The following is a 21021-nucleotide window of genomic DNA, read 5'->3' on the forward strand; positions in this document are numbered from 1 at the left end:
TTATTTTTTATCAGCAGCTAAACGCATTTCTTTACAAAACTCACCAACTTGATCGACGACATCTTTTTCACATGAGCTCGAGATTCGCTTTACAAATGCACTGCCAATAATTACTCCATCTGCTCCCCACTCACGAACTTTATTAACATGTTCTGGAGTTGATATTCCAAAACCAACAGCAATTGGATTGCTATTTACATCTTTTAATTTAGCAATAAGATTTTCTACTCTATTTTCCATTTTGTTTCTCTCACCAGTGACACCTGTAACACTTACTAAATAAGTAAAGCCTTTTGTATGATTTGATATTTGTTTCATTCTTTCAAAAGGGGTGGTTGGCGCTACCAATAAAATTAAGTCCATAGAATGGTTACTAACTATTTTAGAAAATTTATAAGCTTCCTCCAAAGGGAGGTCAGGAACTATTAGTCCAGAAACTCCTGCATCAGATGCCATCTCACAAAACCTTTCAAAGCCAAAACATAGTAATGGATTCAAGTAAGAAAAAAGGATGATGGGGATATTTAATTTACCTTTTAAAGACTCTAAAAGTTTAATTACTTTTTTTAAGCTAGTACCTGACTTTAAGGCGCGAGAGGCCGCCACTTGAATAACAGGTCCATCTGCAAGTGGGTCACTATACGGGATACCTAATTCAATAAGGTCAGCTCCATTTTCTTGTAACTTTAATAAGATCTCATACGTTATTTCAATATTGGGATCCCCAGCCATTATAAAAGGCATTAAAGCAAATTTTTTTTTATTTTTTAACTCACAAAACATCTCATCTACCTTTGATAAAGATTCATTTTTAGTAATTTGCATTTTGTTATCTTTCATAATTTGTAGATATTTTTCTATAAAAATTTATGGATTTTTCTCTAAATCTTCCATAAGTTTTTGCTGCTCTTCCTTTGACAATGAGTTGAATTTGGTTTCTAGTTTATCATTAACAACTTTTTCATACTCTTTTCTATAACGCTTCCTTTGTTCCATAAAAGTCATTTTGCCATTTACAACTCTATAAACATAAGATGTTACCCAAGTAATAACAATCAAAATCAAGATGCAACTTGATAGAATAGATGCTGTAAAATTATCGATACCAATTTGCGGTGCAAATTTATAACTAATTAATCCTATTAATGAAATAAATAAACCTATTTGTATAACTTTTCCTTTAGTCAATTATTTACCCTTTACCACTTCCTTTTAGTCTGAGATTTAAAAATGGAGAAAATAAAATTAAACCTGGAAAGAAAAGAAATACGAGGCCATAAATTCCTAATCTTTCAAATTTACCCATAATATTCCATCTATTATTCATCCAGTAAAATAGTAACAATGGGATAACCAATAAATAGGTAGAAATAAATCCGATATAAGCTATGAAAGTAGCGAATGAATTATTGAAAAAACTTTCCATTTTAATTTATGGTTGCTTAGTTAAAACATAACAACTATTGGAAGTTATCGTCAGAACTAAAAATAAATAATTAAATAATGGGAGTGGGGGGACTTGAACCCCCACGAGCTAAATCGCTCGACGGATTTTAAGTCCGGCGCGTCTACCAATTCCGCCACACTCCCAGAGGAATTTGCGCTTTCTAATCGTAGCTGAAAGTAACCCATTTAACCAAGAAAAATTGGAATATTTACACTTTTAATTGTCAGATTAAATCTAATTTTTTAATTTACTACTCCTTCTACTTGCCATTGTAAAGTTTCACCTGCATGAAATGGTTTTATTTGCCCGACAATATTTTTTTCTTCAAAAACATCAATATATTCTTTAATTTTGTTAGGTCTAGAAACTAATTTTAATTTTTCTTTATTTGGTGGGACATTATAAAAACTAGGGCCATTCAAACTTGCAAACTTTTCAAAATTAGCTAGAGCATCCTCCTCTTCGAAAACTGTTAAGTAGCTTTCTATTGCTACTGGCGAATTAAAAATGCCCGCACATCCACAAAAAGCCTTCCATTTCCTAAGGTGTGGAGCAGAGTCAGTCCCCAAGAAAAAACATTTTTTCCCACTTGTTGCCGCTCTCCTTAAAGCGATTCTATTACTTTCCCTCTTAGCAACTGGTAAGCAGTAAAAATCACTATTTAAGCCTCCAAAAAACATTGCATTTCTATTTATATGCAAATGATGCGGAGTAATAGTAGCCCCAATATTATTTTCTTGCACAAAATCCACTGCGTAAGAGGTGGTTATATGTTCTAGAACGATCTTTAATTTTGGAAATCTTTTGGTTATTTGAGAAAGTTCTTTATCTATAAAAACTTCTTCTCTATCGAATACATCTACTTCAGAATCAGTTACTTCCCCATGAATTAAAAGAGGCATTCCAGAATCTTGCATTAATTCAAAGATCTTATATAGATTTTCTATTTTCCTAACTCCATGACTGGAATTTGTTGTGGCATTAGCAGGATATAACTTTGCTGCAAAAAAAACATTATTTTTAAAACCATTAATTAGTTCCCATTTATCAGTGTCATCTGTAAGATAGATTGTCATTAATGGTTCAAACTTAGAACTTTCTGGTAGCGCTTCAACAATAGATTTCCTATAAGAAATAGCGCTATTGATTGATGTTATGGGACTTTTAGTATTTGGCATAACAATGGCTCTTCCAAAAAATTCCGAAGTAAACTGAATGATATTTTTTAATACAAGACCTTCTCTTAAATGTAAATGCCAATCATCAGGTTTTATTATGTTTAAAGTCTTCAAAATTTTTTCTATTTAATCAATTTTAACAGCAAATTAAAATTGACAATAAATTATAGATATTCGAGGATAGTTATTAACCAATTATGAAAATTTTTATTATCTAAATTAAATCCTAAATATGAGTGATTTTTTATTTCCAATAATAGAAATATTTTTTGGCATAATTCTACTTTTTGCTGGAGGAGAGTTCTTTATTCAAGGAGCCATATTTTTATCTTTAATTTTAGGAATACCTCAAATAGTAATTGGTTTGACAGTTGTTTCACTTGGAACAAGCTCTCCTGAGTTGTTGGTAAGTTTGAGTTCAATTTTAAAAGGCAGTGATTCGCTAGCGGCAAGCAATGTAATTGGAAGCAATATTTTTAATGTTCTCGTTGTTTTAGGCATAAGCTCATTAATAACACCTCTTAAAGTAAAAAGCAGAATAGTCAGAAGAGATGTGCCTCTTTTAATGGCAATTTCTTGTGCAGTTTGGGCCATGTCATCAACAGGCTTACTAACATTGCAAGCAGGGGTATTTCTAATATTTTGTTTAATCTTAAATACAATGTGGGAAATCAATACCATCAATGAAAAAGGAGAGGAGACAAAAGATGCTGAACCAGAGATAGAAGAATTAAAAGATAACTATAAAGGGAAAATGAATATTTTACTAAAGTTAGTATTGGGAATATTTCTTTTAAGCTTTGGTTCAAATACTTTAGTAAATGGTTCTCAAACGCTCGCTACTCTTTTGGGTGTAAATGAAATTGTTATTGGTTTAACTATCGTCGCTACTGGAACATCTTTACCAGAATTAGTAACTTCAATAATTGCTGCATTTAAAGGCAAAACTGATCTTGCGATTGGGAATGTAATAGGAAGTAATTTACTCAATCAACTTTTAATCCTTGGAAGTTGCAGTATTTTTTCGGGATTTAAAGGTTTAGTAATCGAACAGAGTCTAATAAAAGTTGACTTACCTTTTATGGTTTTAACTACCTTTGCATGCTTACCAATTTTCTGGAGCAAAGGGAAAATCACAAGAATTGAAGGATTTATTTTGCTTAATCTTTATATTTTCTACATTCTCGATAAGATACTTTTCCTGAATGAATTCAACTTCCTTTTTGAATTTAGGATAGGATTATTAATTTACTTTGCATTACTTATAGTATTTCTGATTGTTCAAGAAAAATTAAAATTTTCTAATTCATAATTTTATCCATACATAGTCACAAATTCTTCTGAGATAGTTGGGTGCAAAGCCATAGTAATATCAAAGTCTTTTTTTGTTATCCCTGCGTTTAATGAAATTGATACCATTTGAATAATCTCAGAAGATGTTTCTCCAAACATATGACATCCTAGGACTTTGCCAGTTAGCTTATGAACTACAATCTTCAACATACATTTTGATTTATTCTTTTTAAAGGTATTAGACATTGGGGTAAATTTGCATTTGAAAATTTTTATATTTTTTTCAGAGTAAATCTCTTTAGCTCTTTTCTCACTTAAGCCAACTGTTGAAATTTCTGGAATAGTAAAAACGGCCTTAGGGATATATTCATAATTTACTTTTCTTTTTTGGTCATTAAAAAAATTATCCGAAAAAACTCTCCCTTGTTCTATTGCTACTGGAGTTAAGTTTGGCTTATTTATGATATCGCCAACTGCAAAAATATTTGCGTTGCTTGTTTGATTAAGTTCATCGACATCTAAATATTGGCCATCCATCTTTAGATTTAAAAAATCTAAATTTAAAGGCAAAAGATTTGGTTCTCTTCCTGTAGCAATAAGAATATTATTAGTTAGGAGTTTATCTCCCGAGTCTAGGGTAGATTCCAGATTTCCACTTACTTTTTTGATAGATTTTAATTGAGTATTGGGGATTATATTGATTTCAGTAAAAGTAGGTGATTCCTCTAGGCATGAAGAAAGATCCTCATCAAAACCATTAAGTAAATGTTGACCTCTAATTAATTGAGTTACTTCAGTACCTAAATTTCTGAAAATAGAAGCAAATTCACAAGCAATATATCCGCCTCCTACTATTAATATTGATTTAGGAAACTTTTCTAATTCAAAAATATCATCACTAGTCCATGCCAAATCTACCCCAGGAATATTTAATTTCTTTGGTTTACCTCCAACTGAAATAAGAATTTTTTTTGAACTTATTTTGTTTTTAATTTTCTTTGTGTTTGAACAAATAATTTCTAATTCATTTTGAGTAATAAATCTTCCTAAGCCTTCAAAAATAGTTATGTTCAACTTTTTTAAAGAATTTCTATGTAAATTACTTAGTCTAGAAACCTCCTCTCTAATATTCTTCAACAAAATATTTGATTCAAAATTAATAGCTTCATTTTTTAATCCATATCCTTCAGAAGAATCCATATTTTTTTTACTTTTAGCTGCATAAACCATTAATTTCTTAGGCACACATCCCCTTATCACACAAGTTCCTCCTATTTGATTTGCTTCTATGATTGCGACTTTTGCTCCATAACTAGCCGCACGTTTAGCCGCCGCGAGTCCTCCAGATCCAGCTCCAACAACAATTAAATCAAATTCAAATTCCAAGACTTTTTTAATCAATTATTATAACGTTAGTTTATAGCTTTAATTCAAATAATGAATGAGATTTTGACATGGGATGATTTAAATAAATTTGAAGTTGAAGATCTTGATAGAGTCCATGGTATAAATAATTCCTACACAAATTTAAGATTATTTGGACATAGTGAAAATGATGTATTAGTTACCCTCTATAGGGATAGGCATTCTTGGTGTCCTTACTGTCAGAAGATATGGTTATGGCTTGAATTTAGAAAAATTCCATACAGAGTCAAGAAAATAAATATGTTTTGTTACGGCCAAAAAGAAAGTTGGTTCCTTGAAAAAGTCAGATCGGGGAAATTACCTGCAATTGAATTTAAAGGACAATTTATAACTGAAAGCGACGATATCATAGCTTTTTTAGAAAATGAATTTGGAGCACTTGGATCTTTTATTACATCTTCTCACCTTATCAAAATTCGAGAGTTAGAAAGAGAAATTTTCAGATCCTGGTGTGATTGGCTCTGCCGAGAAAGCTTTAATTTTATAGATAACTCTTTTAGAAAAAAAAGATTTAAAGAATCCATTTCTAAACTCGATGAAATCTTACATAGCTCAAAATCAGGGTTTGTTGATCCATCAGTTTCTAACACGGGTGATATAGAGCCTGGTGTTGGAGATATAATTTTTATTCCCTATATGGAGAGAATGAATGCATCACTTATTTATTATAAAGGGTTTAATTTAAGATCTAATTATCGTCATGTAGATAACTGGCTTACCCTTTTTGAGGGAACAAGTGCTTATAGAGGCACTCAAGGAGATTTTCATACTCATTCTCATGATTTACCCCCACAAATGGGAGGATGCTATAAAGAAAGAAATGAACAACAGATTACTTTCTCAAAGCTAATAGATACTGGGGAGGGTTTAGGTAATTATGAATATAACCAAAATTATGAGTCAAAATATTATGCAACAATTGCTCTTAAAAGAGTGATAAAGCATAAAGACAATTTACTAAAAGTAAACCCATACAATAAAGAATCCTTTGACGAATCATTGAGATCAGCTTTGAGCCATATGATCACAGGTGAAGTATTAGTCCCTAAAAAACTTTCAGGAATCTCTTTAAGATACTTAAAAAATAGAATCTCAGTTCCAAGAGATATGCCAATCATTTCAGCAAGGTTATTAAGGCAATCATTAAATAGAATTGAATCGCTCAGTGATATCAATGAAATAGATAAGTTACCTTTAAGGCATAGATATGATCAAGATCCTATAAATTTCATTTCTAGTTAATAGTAAAACTATAAATTTTTTCTTGAATCTATTTGAAGTAAATCTCTTATTTTTTGAACTTGACTTGCAATATTTGGATCAATAGATAATTTTTTTTCAACTTGTTCAATAGCATACATTACTGTTGTATGGTCCTTGCCCCCAAACTCATCTCCAATTCTTGGTAAGCTTAGATCCGTCCCATGCCTCATAAGATACATACCTATTTGTCTAGCTTGACTTACTGGTTTTCTCCTACTTGAACTGATCAATTCATCAGTAGAAACTTTAAAGAAATCTGACACTTTATTAATAACTTGTTTTGGAGTAACAACTACTCCAACACTATTCGGATCAAGCATTGGAGCAATTGATTGGACTGTCATTGGCAAGCCTGTTATTGATGCAAATGCAACAGCTCTAGTAAATGCTCCTTCCAATTCTCGAATATTCGAAGTGAATCTACCTGCTATAAATTGAATTAAATCTCTTGGAAGACTCATCCTCTCTTGTTCTGCTTTTTTTTGAAGGATGGCTGTCCTCGTCTCAAGATCAGGTGGTTGAATATCTGCCGTCATGCCCATTGAGAACCTAGAAATTAATCTTTCTTGAATTCCCGACAATTGATTTGGTGGCCTATCACTTGCAATAACTATTTGACTTCCTGATTCGTGAAGAGCATTAAAAGTATGAAAAAATTCTTCCTGTGTATACTCTTTACCTTCTAAGAATTGTATATCGTCTATTAAAATCAAATCTACATTTCTGTATTTATCTCGAATAGCTGTCATTCCATCTCTTCGAATACCACTAATAACATCATTAGTAAAAGTTTCTGTAGATACATATTTAACTTTTGCTTCTGGATCTATTTCTACTCGATAATGGCCTATTGCTTGCATTAAATGAGTTTTACCGAGACCTACTCCACCACAAATAAATAATGGATTAAATTCTCTCCCGGGTGATTCGGCAACTGCTAGAGCCGCTGCATGAGCTAACCTACTATTTGGACCTACAACAAATCTTTTAAAGACGTAGCGTAAATTTAGACCGTTGGGATTTTTGGATCGATTTTTTGAAGAGATATCTTGACTATTATTAGGAAATGATTTTGTTTTATGATTCACAATCTGTTCATCTAGGTTCTCTTTATTTGTCGAATCGCTGCTTATATTTGTTTCAGATTTAAAAACAACTTTTACATCATGGCCGCATATTTCTGTTGCAGCCTTTTCGATAGTTTGACAATAATTCTTTCTTAACCAATCACTGGAAAATGTATTTGGAGCAATTAAAGTTAATAAGCCATTTTCAAAACAATTAAATTTAGCAGGCCTTATCCATGTCTCAAATGAAGGCTTACTTAAAGTTTTCTGAAGTGATTGTTGGACTTCCGTCCAAATAGGATTAATTGCTTGCAAAATTTTATTCTCTAGATTATTAATCTAGTTGGAATTTAATAATTGGCCATTAGGAAATCACAAGATCACGACAAATTTAAAATTACTTAACAAACCATCATGTTAATTTAAAAGAAAAATTTTATTTTTTATAGGCATATAATTATTTTAAATCGCAATAAATTTTTGGATAAAGCATTACTTATTATCATGGCAAAATGGCATGCTTTTGGAAGATGCAAAACAAGATTATCTAAAGATATAGGTAAAAGTAATTCTGCGAAGGTTCAAAGTGTAATGACCAATCACACTATTTCAGTTGCAAAATTTCTCCAAGAAAATAAACTAATTGATATTTCTATTGCTATATCTGGTTTGGGGGTAGGTAACTGTAAAAGATGGACTAGAGAATTAGGCATCAAAAAATTTAATTTACAGGGGAAAGGCTGCTTGGGAGAAAAAATGAAAAGGCAAATAATTATCAACAAAAAATTTTGTGCAAGACATAAGATCAAAAATATTATTTTTATTGGTACTGACCTTCCAGATTTATGCCATCAAGATTTATTGAATACTCTAAAAGAACTTCAACAAAATGATCTTATTTTAGGACCATCTAATGATGGAGGATATTGGCTTATTGGTTTATCAGAAAAAATAATGTCATCGCATATATATTTACCTTTTATAAACATAAAGTGGGGGACAGAAAATGTTCTTCAAAATACAATTGATAATTTTGCTTCAACAAAATTAAGATATAAGTTTTTAGATAAAAAAATTGATATAGATACACTTATTGATATTGAAAATAGAAAGTAATCGACTTGTCAAAAATCTCAATTATTATTCCAACTATTAATGAAGCTAATAATTTGCCATTATTGCTTTCAGACTTGTCAAGTATTCAGAAAGAGGGCGAAATCATAATTGTTGATTGTGGAAGTGAAGATAAAACTATTGATATAGCAAATATTTATGGGGCAAAAGTATTTATATCCAAAGAAAGGAATCGAGGACTACAATTAGATATTGGAGCTAAAAATTCAAAAGGAGAGTGGCTCATATTTTTACATGCAGACACAAGATTAACTTATGATTGGTTTAAAAAAATAAACTCATTTTTAAAGGGAAACAAGAATATTATTTACTATTTTGAATTCAAAATTAATCACAAAAAGATAATTTATAGAGTCCTCGAAATTCTCGTGAATATTAGAAGTAAATTTTTTAAACAACCGTATGGTGATCAAGGTTTAATAATTCATAGAAAAATCTATTTTAAGAATAATGGATTTAGAAATATACCTTTGATGGAAGATGTAGATTTTTTAATGAGATTAAACAAAAAAAAAGATTTAAAACAATTAAATTTTCCTATTTTTATAAGTTCAAGGAAATGGGAAAGAACTAATATTTTTCTCCAAGCAATTAAGAACTGGCACTTTAGAAGAAGATGGTTAAAAGGCGAATCGTTAAAATCAATATATTCTGACTACTACAAAAAATGATTAATTTGCATACCAAAAAGCACATTTCGTTCCTCTAGGTTCTAAACTCCAACCTTGTCTTTTGTAAAATGAAACCACGTCAGCATCAGCAAAAAGGGTTACTTTAGAAATACCAATATTTTTCAATTCTTTTAGGACATATCTCATTATCTCTTTCCCCAATCCAAGTCCTTGATAGACAGGGTTAATAGCCACATCCCAAACTGTTGCTTCTAGAATTCCATCGCCAGTGCATCTTGCAAATCCAACTAGTCTGGGAAATTTATCATCATGACGCCATAACCCAACCACCAAAATACTGAAATCTAAAGCTCTTTTTACCCTCCTTATAGGTCTTCTGCTCCAACCAACAGTTTGCAAAAGTTGATCTAGTTCTATTAGATCTAAATCTTTATTTTTACTACATACAAATATTTCTTCTTTAGTTGTTTGAGTGAACTCATAAGAATTTAAACCATAGAGATCTATCAGCTCATCCTTTGATATACTGTTTGATTTTTTTATTAACGATCCTTGGTTTCTAAAAATCATTAAAAATTCACGAATCCCTTTCGTTGAAGCTCAGAGAGCTGAAAATATAAACCCTTTTTCAGTCTTAACTCACTATGTGTTCCCTCCTCAACTAATGATCCCCCTTTCAAGACTAAAATCTTATCAGAACTTTCTATAGTTGCTAATCTGTGAGCTATTACTAATGCTGTTCTTTTTGAAAGAATTCTCTCCAGATCCTTCTGCAAAGTAGCCTCTGTAGAGGGATCCATAAACGCTGTTGCTTCGTCCATTATTAAAACAACAGGATTTCTAATCGCTACTCGAGCTACGGAAAGAAGTTGTCTCTCTCCAGAAGAGAGATTTCCCCCTCTTTCTCTTAGTGAAGTATTCAAACCTTTTGGTAATTTTTTTAACAAATTATCTAACCCTAATTCATAACAAAGATTTTCTAATTCAAGATTGTCTAGATTCGAATTCAGTTTTAAATTATCTGCAACATTTCCACTAAAGATAAAGGTATCTTGCAAAACTACTCCCAACATATTTCTAAGAGTTGCAATAGGAAGATCTTTAATATCTATATCATCGATTAAAATTTGACCCGATTGAGGTTCATACAATCTACACAAAAGTCTTATTATTGTTGTCTTACCTGAACCAGTTGGACCTACAAAAGCCACATGCTCACCTGGATTAATCTTGAAAGATAAATTCTTTATAATATGTTCTCCTGCGTTGTAGAAAAAATTAACATTCTTGAACTCAATTTTGCCATTAAATTTTTTATTTACATTTGTAGCATTTTCTAAAAACTGTTTTGCGGATGTAGAGTCCTTAATCTGTATTTCTTCATCCAATAATTCGTTAATTCTTTCTACAGCTGTTAAACCTCCTTGTATTTGAGTAAATCTTTCTGCAAGTTGCCTCAAAGGCTCAAAAAGTCTTTGAGAATATAAAATAAAAGTTGTTAATGTTCCTAAACCAATATTTCCAGAAGTAACAAGATATCCTCCAACTGCCAAAACCAAGGAAACTGCAGCAAGAGAAATCCATTCTATAAAAGCCGAAATACTACTGTCATAAAATATTGTTCCATTAACTGCTTTCTTATAAGCAACTCCAGTTTTGGAAAATTTCTTGCTATTAAAAGCCTCTCTTCTAAACATCTGAACGACTTCTAAACCTTGAAGATTCTCTTGAAAATCAGAGTTTAGTTGAGACAATTCTTCCCTTACTTGATAATTGGCTCTTCTGTAACGTTTTTGAAGCCAGATAATAAAATATGAAACTGGGATTTGAGTCAAAAGTAATAAAATGGCAAGCCCCCGATCAATTGAAAGCATTGTCAAAGAAATTACTATCAGACTAACGAAGTCAGCAATTACTCCAACTGCCCCACTACCAAAAACCTCGGCTAAAGCATCAACATCATTTGTTAATCTTGTTAATAACTTCCCCACAGGCATTTTATCGTGATACTTAAGAGATAAAGATATTGAATGATCAAAAAGTTCTTTTCTTATTCTTGCTGTCAAACGTTGTCCCACTGCTTGGATATTGTAAGTTTGGTATCCCTGCAGAAGTAATCTAAATAAAACAGTTATAAATAAAGTTACGATAATGGCATTTATCGACTGTCCAAAGAAAGTTTTACTTAGCCAAACATCTGTAGTTTCTTTTTTTAGAATAGTAATTGCTTGACCAACTAATAATGGTTGAATAGCTCCAGAGAAAGAAACAGGTAATAAAACTATCAATATTAGATAGATTGTTTTTTTATCTTTAGTTAAATATTTACCTAACTTTTTAATCCTTCTAAAATCTTTAAAAAACATTTAGCTAATCTTCTACAAAGCATTAGTTGATTCTATTGATAAAATTGTATCTCTGAGATGATTATCATCTAACCTCATAGATAAAGGATTTCCAATTAGCCTTGCAGTCGAGTAATAAAGATCATCTATTTTAATTAAACCATTCTCTTTGAGAGTCTTGCCGGTTGCCACCAAATCAACTATTGCCTCTGCCATACCTGTAATTGGACCAAGCTCGACTGATCCTGTCAAATGAACTATTTCTACAGGAATATTTAATTCTTCAAAATATGATCTTGCTGTTTTTATAAATTTACTTGCTACTTTACAATTCGCTGGAAGATCAGTTGGTTTAAAATAATTGCTATTTTTCTTAACCGCCAACGACATATGACAACCTCCAAATCCTAAATCTAATAATTTTGCGACTTTTAATTCAGATTCTCGTAAAACGTCATACCCAACAATACCCAAATCAGCCTGACCATAACTTACATAAACAGGCACATCTCCATTTCTTACTAATAGAGCTTTTGCCCGTTTGCAATTTGATTCAAAGGTTAATGATCTATTATTTTCTTCCAACGCATTAGAGAAATCTAACCCAGCTTTTTTAAAAGTTGAAATTGAATCTTTTAACAGAGCTCCTTTTGGTAAAGCTATAGTAATCATAGGTCAATTTCTTCCTAGGATTCTTCATTCTAATTTAACAATGGAATTTAATAAAGCTCGAAATATCATCGGACTTAGAGTTTTAAGTGATAACGTCATTTGGTTGTTGGTAAAAGATAAATCCGTTGTAGTTGTAGATCCATCTGTTCACGAACCAGTTATTAGATATATAAATGAAAACAATTTTCACTTAGAAGCTATTTTGCAAACTCATCATCATTCAGACCATATTGGAGGGACGAAGTCTCTTATTGAAAAATGGCCAAATGTAAAGGTGATTGCTTCCTCCAAAGAAAAAAAGCGAATCCCTTTTCAAAATGTATCTGTTGAAGATGGAGAAACTTTAAACATTTTAGGGGAAGAGGTAAAAATAATTGAAGTATTAGGTCATACAAGCTCACATATTGCCTTCTTTTTGAATGGGGAAAATCCTGTTCTTTTTATTGGTGACACATTATTTTCTGGAGGCTGTGGAAGAATTTTTGAGGGAACTTATCAACAAATGTATTCTTCACTAGAAAGAATCAAATCCTTACCAAAAAATACTCTCATATATTGTGCACATGAATATACAAAGGGAAATATATTGTGGGCATTGAATCTCAAGCCAAAAGATCAAGATATAAAAAATAAACTTTCGGAAGTTGAAAAAAAACTCTCTCTTAATGAATTGACAATTCCATTTTTACTTGATGAAGAGATGAAAATAAACCTTTTCTTAAGAGCAAAAAATTTAGAAGAATTTACTTTTTTAAGAGCAAATAAAGATATATGGGTTTAAATAGATAGGTATCTCCATAAACAAATGTCCTCCAAACAAGTAATTAAAACATCAAATGCTCCAGACCCTGTCGGACCTTATAATCAAGCAATAAAAGCTGGGGATTTTATCTATTGTTCTGGTCAAATTGCTATGGACCCAGCTTTAAATGAAATAACATGTTTAGGTGATATAGAGAAGGAAACTATTCAAGTTTTAAAAAATCTCGCAGCAGTTCTTGAAGCTGGTGGAGCGAAAAAAGAGGATGTAATAAAAACAACTATTTACTTAACTGACTTAAATAATTTTCAAATTGTAAATAAAATATATAGTGATTTTTTTAATATTGAAAATCCTCCCGCAAGGGCCTGTGTGGAAGTTTCATCTTTACCAAAAGGAGTTTTAGTTGAGATAGATTGCGTCGCATTTCTAGATTAATTTCTAATTATTGAGAAATTTGAAATATGAACCAATTGTGCACCATATTTGTATAGATTATTAGTTGACAATTCATCATTGATCTATGTCAGCAGCAAAGCTTAATATAGATGAACTAGAGGCAGGTTATCCTTTATTTTGCAAAGCTCTTAGACTATTAATTTTAAAAGGTAACTCAGTTAAAGATATTGAAAAGACAGTGTGTTGGAGTCATCTTGAAACTTTAAATAGATGTTTACCTAGTAGATATAAAGCCCCCACATATTTAATGGCCTTAATCAAAAGAGATATTGCGAAGCCAAATAGTTATTAAAAAGAACTAATCTTCTAAATAAAACTTATCAATATCCTTTGAAAAGTCTTTTTCCCTCTCTGATATTTCTTTATTATCTAAAAATATTGAAAGACTTACAAAATTCTTACCGAAGCTGATATTAGGATAAATATCCTTTTCTTTGCATAATTTCTCAATTTTCTCCATAAATTTACTAATTTTTGAGTATTGCTCAAATTCAAATCTTTTTTCAATCCTCAAAGGTGATTCTCTTTCATTCCACATTAAATTCCTTATACAACACTAATTACACTATACATTCAACAAAGTTTCTCAATAAATTTTTGAAGTTAAATTTTTAATCACTCTCCCAATAATCAATAATACCGCCAATTGTTAAATCGGTTTGAACTTCTGGATTAGGGCATGCAAATCGAGCCGCAGAGCCACTAGCAGTAAAAACCCAGTTCCCTTCTCTAGCACCAACAGGATCAACAGCGACTAATTTCTTTCCTTTATTATTTTCTAAAATTCTTAAATTCATGTGACCTAAGCCTGCGACTCTTTGAGTACATACCATCCTTCCCAGAACCTTCATTATTTCCATAATTTCTATTCTCCTAGATTTTTGGGTTATCAGGATCCCAATGATCTATTATTCCAACAATCGTTAAATCGCTTGGATAAGATTTGCTTCCTGCAGCTTCCCTAGCAGCAGAACTTCCAACACAAATAACCCAATCTCCTGGTTTACAGCCAACAGCATCTACAGCAACTTTTTTTGACGAACCATCCAATACAACCTGAAGATGTTTGTGTTCAAAACCAGGGATCCTATTAGTTGATACAAGTGGTTTTACAACCTTACAAATTAACATAACTAGTGAGCCTCCTCTGTTTTTTTATCTAAAGACATTCCAATAATTTGGGCGGAATGAATGTTGTCCCTATCTCTAATAGTAGAGCAAGTGTGTAACAACCCTTGATCAACTAAATTTTTATATCTAATTGATATCGCATTATTAACTCTTTCACAATCATTTATTGCCCTCTCTTTTGCGCCTGGGACTTTCCCAGAGTAATCAAATCTTATTACTACCGGAATAGGTAGATCTTGAGAAACATTTAATCCAGTAAAAATCTTTACTCCTACATCTAAATCTGGAGCCCCTTCTTCGACTGTATCTAAATGAGCAAAATAAGTTAAATTTCTGAGATGTACTTCTTTAAAACCTATTCCTACTCCAATAAACCTCTCTGCATGTCCAATATCTTTGTAAGAACCATTATGAAAACTCTTAACATAATCAATTTGAGAAATATTATTGACAATTAATTTGTACGTAAATTTTTCCAGTCCATTTAGTTTATCTTTTGAAGATTGCTTAGAAATTGTCTGGCAAATTTCTCTTTCCGCATCCTCTTTTGAAAAATTCATTGTTGAATTATAAATTTCTAAAGTAGAAATAGTTTTTTCTAAATCTATTCCGCCATCGCTAGTTGATAAATGTATTTTTAATGAATCAGTGTCTGTATCAAGTCCAATTAACATTAAATCCACAGAAGCTCCGCAGCAAAAGCTATTCTCTACAGCCTCTTTGAAAGCATATAATTTATTTCTACCTTCTGCTGCAGCTAACTCGTCATTACTCCCATGAGCTGCGCATCCCTGATGCAAAGGATCTACTGAACTAAAATGATAAGTTACAACTTTTAAGTACCTTGTATCTTTATGCGCTTCATTAGGAACATTCTCTCTATATCTTTTATGTTCAGTTTTTACCCATCGATTAACTGTATTTTCAATATCAAACAGTGCTCCAGCATGAGATCTTCTTCTTACTGAACTAAAAGGTATTCTCATCACATAAGCAACTGAATGAGCTAATCTTCCATCTGAACAAGGAGTTATATCAAGTAAATGTATTCCACAATCTAAGAGAAATTTTTCAAAGTCTTCCGCATCCCTACTTCCAGCAGCACCTTCAAGTGGATCATTGTTAAAAAAATTGCCGCTAAGTTTATCATGCTGTTTAAAAGCACACCATGCATATAAAGCTCTCATATCAAGAGGTTTAACCCAAGATTTATCTAATATATGGAGAGGTAAATCTATTCCCAAATTTTTTCTTGATATTTTCTGAGCCTTATTTATAAAATCTTCGTGATGTTGAATTCGAGCAATTTCCTTGAGAGTTGGAACAATTTCGTCAAAATCACTTTTTATTTTGCTTTCATACCTAAACAGATTTTCATTTTGAATATTATTGGTTAATATATGAGACTTTCCAGAATTTCGGAGGTTATTTGATTCTTTAGTTTGTATGTGGATATTTTCAGTAAAAGTTTTCATTGGAGCTGTTGGCCCCAATGTGAAGTTCTTGGCTTTAGCCAGTCCTCTTAAAGGCATTATTTACTTAACCTCTTGCACCACCTGAAAAGGTAACAAGTTGTCCTTCACGAGTATTACCACTAGATCCAGTTATCAAGAAATCTGGTTTTTCTGTTTCCTCATTCCTTTTAACTTCCATAGGAGGCATTGCACTCATGAATCCTGCTCTTGATGGATTTCGTTTTCTAGAAGAAGCTCCTTCTGTACCTGTTACCTTATCACCGCGATCCCAATCATCACCAGTTACGTTTCCAACTGATTGGCCTTCTCCAGTAATTCTTGATGCGACTCTTTTTTCTGGTGTCTTTGCAGCACGGTCTACCTCTTCAATTTCCATTTTTTGTTTATAAGTAATATTTTTATTCGGTTCAAATCTAAATTTTTCAGTGCCAGTGACCTTATCAACTGCCATATCAAAAGGTCCTGTTACCTTTGAACCATTTTCATATTCATTACCTGTAACACCTTGAGTATTTTTTTCAGAATATTTATCTCTTGATGGTGATTTAACAGAGAATTCCTTCCAAGAGTTACCTGCCGACTTTTCCGGATTAGCATAAGCCGCATCATGTGCAGGATTATCACAAGCTTGTGAGAGCTGATCTCCACCAACATAGGGAGTCCCTGTTAGATTTTTACAAGCACCTTTCTTAGCACCTGTCATTACTCCTCCAATTCCTGGTTGCTGTCCTGTAAGTCTGGCATTTGAATTATTTCCAGAATTAACTGTTGCTCGGGATTTCATATCTTCTGAAATCTCAGTACTACAATTTTCATTAATCTGATCTAAGCCTGCGTATGGTGTTCCTGTTAACACTTTGCATGAACCTGGTTCATCTCCAGTTACTATTTCTGATCTTCCTGTCATAGTACCGCTTATTAAATTTGACTTTGAAGAAAGGCTTAAACCTACTTTTCTAGCTTCTGGTTTTGGTTTTGAACCGCAAAACTTCTCATATTGTTGAGATCCTATGTACTCATCGCCAGTTACATTCTTACAACTCCCATGTTCATTACCTGTCATATGGTCTGATCTCCCAACCCCTGTACCAGTTACATTATTCCCATTAAGAGTGTTGTAACTGCCTACTTTTTCAAATGCTTTACCTTTTGGATTTGGCTCAGAGCCAAGATATTGATCTCCAGTTAATTGACGTCCAGCACCTGATTCATCTCCAGTAACTAGGGTTGATCTACCAGGTAGTGATCCAGATACTTTTAATCCATCGGTTGTAGTGCTGTGTTTAATCTTTGAAGGATTTCTTGGGACATCACCACAATACTTCTGCGATTGATTAGAAGATACATATTCAGTACCCGTAAGGTTTTTACAAGTCCCTGGCTCATCGCCTGTGACCCTATCAGATCTACCAACTTCATTTCCAGTTACTTTATTACCTGATGTTGTAGAGGTAACAGTAGATCTAAGTGGCTGTTTGTAACTTGGTCTATCTTGACAAAATTGATCAGTAACTTCTGTTCCCATATATTGGGTACCAGTTACAGTTCTGCATGTACTTGCTTCATTACCTGTAGTTTTTACAGATCTATTAGCTTGAGTTCCAGTAACTATTTGACCTGAATCAGTTTCACTTTTACCAACTTTCCAGCTAGCATCTGCAATATTTTGTTTGGCACCATTTTTGTTTGGACCACATGGTCTACATTTACCATTACCTTTTTTGCCTGTAGCACCAGTTTTACTTCTTAGCTCTCTCACTCTCTGAGAAATTTCTCTACTACTTAAATCTGGGTCTCCCCTTCTAGCTAATGAAGCGGCACTAGTATTTTGTTTAGTAGCAGATTTACCATGTTTAGATTGAGCTTCTCTTCTCGCCAAAACAATATCTCTACTTGTATTAGTAATAGGCTTTCTCTTCTGATTAATTCTTCTCTTAACGTTGGGTTTTAGGGACTTAGATTCTGTACTAGTTGAATCATGAATTTCTTGATTTTTACTTATAGTTGATTTAACTGTGTTTACAGGACTTTCTTTTTTAACATCAGTGCGGGTTCTATCGGATGTAGTTATAGCTGATTTCCCATGGGTAGACATTGCTTTTCTTCTCTCTATTACTAACTCTTTACTAGATAAAGTTGTTGAAGAATTTATGTTTACCTGAGTTTTTGGAATATGTTTTGTAGCTGGTTTAGAAATATTATGATTATTAGGAGAAGACTGAGTCCCAGAAATCTGTATATCTTGAGAAGATCGAACTCTATCTTTGGTAGTTGAAGAATAAGCAGCAGCTTTTTTACCGCTATCACTCATCGCCTTTCTTCTTTCAAGTGCAATCTCTCTACTGGTTTTTTTTGACATGATCTTCAAGTTTAAATTCTTTAAAAAGACTTTTGAAAAACTTTCTCCAAAAAAATTTTTGGAGAAAGATATTAACTACGAAAAGTAGCTTTAACGTCCCTGGAAAACTACAAAAGCTGTTCCTTGACTTTGAGTGTAAGCATCGTATCCGATGATTCTTACATGATGATCAGGGTATGCTCTATGGCATGCCTCTAATTCGCTCACGATCAAGTTAAGATCTTTTTCCCCAAAGAATGGGAGTTTCCAATAAGACCAATAAGTTTGCATACATCCACTTGGATGAACATGCTCAATAACTGGACTCCAACCTTGAGCAATTATGTACGCAATTTGGTCATATATTTCTTCCTGGGTCATCGGTGGTAAAAAACCGAATGTTTCCAGGGTTGCAACTGTTTGATAGTCGCTTACTGTGCTCTGGAAAGGCATAATTAATCAAAATGTGAATGAAAGTACTCGTAAAAACGAGATTTTAATAAGTCTGAGGAGAATAAATCTCCTCAATTTCGAAACTTGAGTTAACCCTGAACATCAAGTTTGTCGACAGTGTCAAACTCAAACTTAATTTCCTTCCAAGTTTCTAGAGCAATAGCTAATTCAGGACTATGCTTAGCAGCTTCCATGAGAATGTCTCTACTCTCTTTTTCGATTTCGCGACCAGCATTACGAGCTTTTACACAAGCTTCTAATGCAACTCTGTTAGCTGCAGCTCCAGCAGCTGAACCCCATGGGTGACCATGTGTTCCTCCACCGAACTGAAGGCAGGAATCATCCCCAAAGATCGCTAGAAGTGCAGGCATATGCCAAACGTGGATACCACCTGATGCGACTGCAAATACTCCAGGCATTGAACCCCAATCTTGATCAAAGAAGTTACCTCTTGATCTATCTTCAGGAACAAATGACTCTCTTAAGTTGTCAATATAACCAAGAGTTGTTTGACGATCACCTTCTAGTTTTCCAACAACGGTTCCAGTATGTAATTGGTCTCCTCCAGAAAGTCTCAAACATTTTGCAAGAACTCTGAAGTGAATACCATGCTTTGGATGTCTATCAATAACAGCATGCATTGCTCTGTGAATATGCAGAAGCATGCCATTTTTACGACACCAATTAGCTAATCCAGTATTTGCAGTAAAACCACCAGTTATATAATCATGCATGATGATTGGCATATCTAGCTCTTTTGCAAATTCAGCTCTTTCGTAGAGTTCTTCAGGAGTGTTAGCAGTACAATTTAGATAATGACCTTTAACTTCTCCAGTTTCCCGCTGAGCAAGCTTAACTGCTTCTGCAACAAACTCAAATCTTTCTCTCCAACGTTGGAATGGTTGAGAATTAATATTCTCATCATCCTTCGTTAAATCAAGACCGCCTCTAAGACATTCATATACAACTCGACCATAGTTTTTACCAGATAATCCTAATTTAGGTTTGATGGTACAACCAAGTAGAGGTCTTCCGTATTTGTTAAGTCGATCTCTTTCAACTACGATTCCGTTTGGTGGACCACCGCAAGTTTTAATGAAAGCAATTGGGAATCTAATATCTTCCAGACGTAGATGTCTTAGAGCTTTAAATCCAAAAACGTTTCCTACAAGAGATGTTAATACGTTTGTAATTGAGCCTTCTTCAAAAAGATCTAAAGGATATGCAATAAAAGCATAGAAAGCTTCAGGATCTCCAGGAACGTCTTCGATTCGATAACAACGTCCTTTATAAAATTCTAAGTCTGTAAGTAACTCGGACCAAACTGTTGACCAAGTACCTGTTGAAGATTCAGCTGCAACAGCTGCTGCAACTTCTTCTCTTGGAACACCTTCCTGACCTGTACATTTAAAACAGGCTAGTAAATCGGTGTCTAGGGGTACATATTCTGGAGTCCAGTAGGTATCTCTGTACTCCTTTACCCCTGCGTCATACTTCTTACTCATAAGGATAAATTTAGGTCTGTGTAGGGAAAATAATTATTGTGCAAAATTTATAAATCTTGCTTTACTTAATTAGTCCTTTTGACCAAGAAATTCACCGTTACCTAGAGCAGGTTCAACTTCTCTATGAGGACGAGCAATAATGTGAGCTGCAACTAAACCGTCACCAACTCTTTCACAAGCGTCAGCACCAGCTCTTACAGCTGCGTTAACTGCTCCTGTCTCTCCTCTAACTAATACTGTGACATAACCGCCACCAACGAATTCACGACCAATCAGGCGAACTTCTGCTGCCTTTGTCATTGCGTCTGCTGCTTCGATTGCAGGTACAAGTCCGCGTGTCTCGATCATGCCGAGAGCGATACCCATTGTTTCTGTAGCCATTGTCTACTAAATACTAAATGTGGAATGTTCAATTCGAAGAATGCTTCATTAAGTACTTATAAG

At 33.1% G+C, this 21021-nt stretch carries 24 protein-coding genes and 1 tRNA gene; 7 read left to right on the forward strand and 18 right to left on the reverse strand.

Annotation, left to right across the window (positions count from 1 at the left end; translation table 11 throughout):
• The 5 genes from trpA to pyrC all read right to left on the reverse strand — a co-directional run bounded on the left by trpA (position 1) and on the right by pyrC (position 2739).
• Positions 1 to 840, reverse strand: a complete 840-nt coding sequence (trpA, locus tag EV02_RS05775) for a tryptophan synthase subunit alpha (protein WP_032519340.1) — start codon at positions 838 to 840, stop codon at positions 1 to 3.
• Positions 841 to 867: 27 nt separating this feature from the next.
• Positions 868 to 1188: a DUF3007 family protein gene (locus EV02_RS05770; RefSeq protein WP_032519342.1), complete on the reverse strand. Its 321-nt coding sequence runs from the start codon at positions 1186 to 1188 to the stop codon at positions 868 to 870.
• Between the two features lie 4 nt (positions 1189 to 1192).
• On the reverse strand, positions 1193 to 1426 hold the full coding sequence (ndhL, locus tag EV02_RS0108685) for an NAD(P)H-quinone oxidoreductase subunit L (RefSeq protein ID WP_032519343.1): 234 nt from the start codon (positions 1424 to 1426) through the stop codon (positions 1193 to 1195).
• A gap of 78 nt (positions 1427 to 1504) precedes the next feature.
• Positions 1505 to 1590: transfer RNA gene (locus tag EV02_RS05765), tRNA-Leu, on the reverse strand.
• A gap of 99 nt (positions 1591 to 1689) precedes the next feature.
• Entirely contained in the window at positions 1690 to 2739 is a 1050-nt protein-coding gene (gene pyrC / locus EV02_RS05760; protein WP_080724844.1) for a dihydroorotase, read from the reverse strand.
• Between the two features lie 118 nt (positions 2740 to 2857).
• Between pyrC and EV02_RS05755 the strand changes: the two genes are divergently transcribed.
• On the forward strand, positions 2858 to 3937 hold the full coding sequence (locus EV02_RS05755; RefSeq protein WP_032519346.1) for a calcium/sodium antiporter: 1080 nt from the start codon (positions 2858 to 2860) through the stop codon (positions 3935 to 3937).
• Between the two features lie 2 nt (positions 3938 to 3939).
• Here EV02_RS05755 and gorA read toward each other — a convergent pair whose 3' ends face one another.
• Positions 3940 to 5304, reverse strand: a complete 1365-nt coding sequence (gorA, locus tag EV02_RS05750; protein ID WP_193742617.1) for a glutathione-disulfide reductase — start codon at positions 5302 to 5304, stop codon at positions 3940 to 3942.
• Positions 5305 to 5355: 51 nt separating this feature from the next.
• Here gorA and EV02_RS05745 point away from each other — a divergent pair, with 51 nt between their 5' ends.
• Positions 5356 to 6585, forward strand: coding sequence for a glutathione S-transferase (locus tag EV02_RS05745; protein ID WP_032519348.1), 1230 nt, complete (start codon positions 5356 to 5358; stop codon positions 6583 to 6585).
• Positions 6586 to 6593: 8 nt separating this feature from the next.
• Here EV02_RS05745 and dnaA read toward each other — a convergent pair whose 3' ends face one another.
• A complete protein-coding gene (dnaA, locus tag EV02_RS05740) occupies positions 6594 to 7988 on the reverse strand; it encodes a chromosomal replication initiator protein DnaA (protein ID WP_032519349.1) in 1395 nt (464 codons plus the stop codon).
• 189 nt (positions 7989 to 8177) lie between these two features.
• On the opposite strand from dnaA, the gene EV02_RS05735 reads away from it, so the two are divergent.
• Both EV02_RS05735 and EV02_RS05730 read left to right on the forward strand, forming a co-directional pair.
• Positions 8178 to 8789, forward strand: coding sequence for a TIGR04282 family arsenosugar biosynthesis glycosyltransferase (locus EV02_RS05735; RefSeq protein ID WP_032520436.1), 612 nt, complete (start codon positions 8178 to 8180; stop codon positions 8787 to 8789).
• A 5-nt stretch (positions 8790 to 8794) separates the two neighbouring features.
• Positions 8795 to 9478: a TIGR04283 family arsenosugar biosynthesis glycosyltransferase gene (locus EV02_RS05730; protein ID WP_032519350.1), complete on the forward strand. Its 684-nt coding sequence runs from the start codon at positions 8795 to 8797 to the stop codon at positions 9476 to 9478.
• Here EV02_RS05730 and EV02_RS05725 read toward each other — a convergent pair whose 3' ends face one another.
• Genes EV02_RS05725 through hisG form a run of 3 tightly spaced genes read right to left on the reverse strand, consistent with a single transcriptional unit; the run spans position 9479 to position 12456 of the window.
• Positions 9479 to 10009 carry a GNAT family N-acetyltransferase gene (locus EV02_RS05725; protein WP_032519351.1) on the reverse strand — a complete coding sequence of 177 codons (531 nt, stop codon included), beginning with the start codon at positions 10007 to 10009 and terminating at the stop codon, positions 9479 to 9481.
• Positions 10009 to 11805: an ABC transporter ATP-binding protein gene (locus EV02_RS05720; protein WP_032519353.1), complete on the reverse strand. Its 1797-nt coding sequence runs from the start codon at positions 11803 to 11805 to the stop codon at positions 10009 to 10011. The genes EV02_RS05725 and EV02_RS05720 overlap by 1 nt, the downstream gene beginning before the upstream one ends.
• Before the next feature lie 12 nt (positions 11806 to 11817).
• Positions 11818 to 12456, reverse strand: coding sequence for an ATP phosphoribosyltransferase (gene hisG / locus EV02_RS05715; protein WP_032519354.1), 639 nt, complete (start codon positions 12454 to 12456; stop codon positions 11818 to 11820).
• A gap of 40 nt (positions 12457 to 12496) precedes the next feature.
• Here hisG and gloB point away from each other — a divergent pair, with 40 nt between their 5' ends.
• The 3 genes from gloB (at position 12497) to EV02_RS05700 (ending at position 13967) form a co-directional block, all read left to right on the forward strand.
• Positions 12497 to 13237: a hydroxyacylglutathione hydrolase gene (gene gloB / locus EV02_RS05710; protein WP_032519356.1), complete on the forward strand. Its 741-nt coding sequence runs from the start codon at positions 12497 to 12499 to the stop codon at positions 13235 to 13237.
• A 24-nt stretch (positions 13238 to 13261) separates the two neighbouring features.
• Positions 13262 to 13654, forward strand: coding sequence for a Rid family detoxifying hydrolase (locus EV02_RS05705; protein WP_032519357.1), 393 nt, complete (start codon positions 13262 to 13264; stop codon positions 13652 to 13654).
• A gap of 85 nt (positions 13655 to 13739) precedes the next feature.
• Positions 13740 to 13967, forward strand: coding sequence for a DUF3136 domain-containing protein (locus EV02_RS05700; protein WP_032519358.1), 228 nt, complete (start codon positions 13740 to 13742; stop codon positions 13965 to 13967).
• A gap of 6 nt (positions 13968 to 13973) precedes the next feature.
• Here the strand turns inward: EV02_RS05700 and EV02_RS05695 are convergent, their stop codons facing one another.
• The 8 genes from EV02_RS05695 to EV02_RS05665 form a co-directional block, all read right to left on the reverse strand.
• Positions 13974 to 14213: a 4a-hydroxytetrahydrobiopterin dehydratase gene (locus EV02_RS05695; protein WP_032519359.1), complete on the reverse strand. Its 240-nt coding sequence runs from the start codon at positions 14211 to 14213 to the stop codon at positions 13974 to 13976.
• 73 nt (positions 14214 to 14286) lie between these two features.
• Positions 14287 to 14535 (reverse strand): carboxysome peptide B, encoded by a 249-nt coding sequence (locus tag EV02_RS05690; RefSeq protein WP_011376112.1) that lies wholly within the window; start codon positions 14533 to 14535, stop codon positions 14287 to 14289.
• Between the two features lie 13 nt (positions 14536 to 14548).
• Positions 14549 to 14806, reverse strand: a complete 258-nt coding sequence (locus tag EV02_RS05685) for a carboxysome peptide A (protein ID WP_032519361.1) — start codon at positions 14804 to 14806, stop codon at positions 14549 to 14551.
• 2 nt (positions 14807 to 14808) lie between these two features.
• The gene (locus EV02_RS05680; RefSeq protein WP_032519363.1) at positions 14809 to 16338 is read right to left on the reverse strand and encodes a carboxysome shell carbonic anhydrase; all 1530 of its coding nucleotides are present in this window, start codon (positions 16336 to 16338) and stop codon (positions 14809 to 14811) included.
• 7 nt (positions 16339 to 16345) lie between these two features.
• Positions 16346 to 18640, reverse strand: coding sequence for a CsoS2 family carboxysome shell protein (locus tag EV02_RS05675; protein WP_032519364.1), 2295 nt, complete (start codon positions 18638 to 18640; stop codon positions 16346 to 16348).
• A 90-nt stretch (positions 18641 to 18730) separates the two neighbouring features.
• Complete coding sequence (locus EV02_RS0108690) at positions 18731 to 19072, reverse strand: ribulose bisphosphate carboxylase small subunit (RefSeq protein WP_011862568.1); 342 nt, start codon at positions 19070 to 19072, stop codon at positions 18731 to 18733.
• Positions 19073 to 19161: 89 nt separating this feature from the next.
• Positions 19162 to 20577 (reverse strand): form I ribulose bisphosphate carboxylase large subunit, encoded by a 1416-nt coding sequence (locus EV02_RS05670; protein ID WP_011862567.1) that lies wholly within the window; start codon positions 20575 to 20577, stop codon positions 19162 to 19164.
• 69 nt (positions 20578 to 20646) lie between these two features.
• On the reverse strand, positions 20647 to 20958 hold the full coding sequence (locus EV02_RS05665; protein ID WP_002807869.1) for a BMC domain-containing protein: 312 nt from the start codon (positions 20956 to 20958) through the stop codon (positions 20647 to 20649).
• Positions 20959 to 21021 lie beyond the last annotated feature (63 nt).

It is taken from the genome of Prochlorococcus marinus str. SB (assembly GCF_000760115.1).
Taxonomy (GTDB): domain Bacteria; phylum Cyanobacteriota; class Cyanobacteriia; order PCC-6307; family Cyanobiaceae; genus Prochlorococcus_A; species Prochlorococcus_A marinus_D.

Excerpts from the sequence above, each read along its gene's own strand:
- EV02_RS05670 (WP_011862567.1), bottom strand. The coding sequence starts at position 20,577 with ATGAGTAAGAAGTATGACGCAGGGGTAAAGGAGTACAGAGATACCTAC.
- EV02_RS05665 (WP_002807869.1), bottom strand. The coding sequence starts at position 20,958 with ATGGCTACAGAAACAATGGGTATCGCTCTCGGCATGATCGAGACACGC.
- EV02_RS05690 (WP_011376112.1), bottom strand. The coding sequence starts at position 14,535 with ATGGAAATAATGAAGGTTCTGGGAAGGATGGTATGTACTCAAAGAGTC.
- trpA (WP_032519340.1), bottom strand. The coding sequence starts at position 840 with ATGAAAGATAACAAAATGCAAATTACTAAAAATGAATCTTTATCAAAG.
- gloB (WP_032519356.1), top strand. The coding sequence starts at position 12,497 with ATGGAATTTAATAAAGCTCGAAATATCATCGGACTTAGAGTTTTAAGT.
- EV02_RS05680 (WP_032519363.1), bottom strand. The coding sequence starts at position 16,338 with ATGCCTTTAAGAGGACTGGCTAAAGCCAAGAACTTCACATTGGGGCCA.
- EV02_RS05720 (WP_032519353.1), bottom strand. The coding sequence starts at position 11,805 with ATGTTTTTTAAAGATTTTAGAAGGATTAAAAAGTTAGGTAAATATTTA.
- hisG (WP_032519354.1), bottom strand. The coding sequence starts at position 12,456 with ATGATTACTATAGCTTTACCAAAAGGAGCTCTGTTAAAAGATTCAATT.
- EV02_RS05705 (WP_032519357.1), top strand. The coding sequence starts at position 13,262 with ATGTCCTCCAAACAAGTAATTAAAACATCAAATGCTCCAGACCCTGTC.
- EV02_RS05695 (WP_032519359.1), bottom strand. The coding sequence starts at position 14,213 with ATGTGGAATGAAAGAGAATCACCTTTGAGGATTGAAAAAAGATTTGAA.
- EV02_RS05700 (WP_032519358.1), top strand. The coding sequence starts at position 13,740 with ATGTCAGCAGCAAAGCTTAATATAGATGAACTAGAGGCAGGTTATCCT.
- EV02_RS05685 (WP_032519361.1), bottom strand. The coding sequence starts at position 14,806 with ATGTTAATTTGTAAGGTTGTAAAACCACTTGTATCAACTAATAGGATC.
- ndhL (WP_032519343.1), bottom strand. The coding sequence starts at position 1,426 with ATGGAAAGTTTTTTCAATAATTCATTCGCTACTTTCATAGCTTATATC.
- EV02_RS05755 (WP_032519346.1), top strand. The coding sequence starts at position 2,858 with ATGAGTGATTTTTTATTTCCAATAATAGAAATATTTTTTGGCATAATT.
- EV02_RS05725 (WP_032519351.1), bottom strand. The coding sequence starts at position 10,009 with ATGATTTTTAGAAACCAAGGATCGTTAATAAAAAAATCAAACAGTATA.
- EV02_RS05735 (WP_032520436.1), top strand. The coding sequence starts at position 8,178 with ATGGCAAAATGGCATGCTTTTGGAAGATGCAAAACAAGATTATCTAAA.
- EV02_RS0108690 (WP_011862568.1), bottom strand. The coding sequence starts at position 19,072 with ATGCCTTTCCAGAGCACAGTAAGCGACTATCAAACAGTTGCAACCCTG.
- EV02_RS05745 (WP_032519348.1), top strand. The coding sequence starts at position 5,356 with ATGAATGAGATTTTGACATGGGATGATTTAAATAAATTTGAAGTTGAA.
- EV02_RS05675 (WP_032519364.1), bottom strand. The coding sequence starts at position 18,640 with ATGTCAAAAAAAACCAGTAGAGAGATTGCACTTGAAAGAAGAAAGGCG.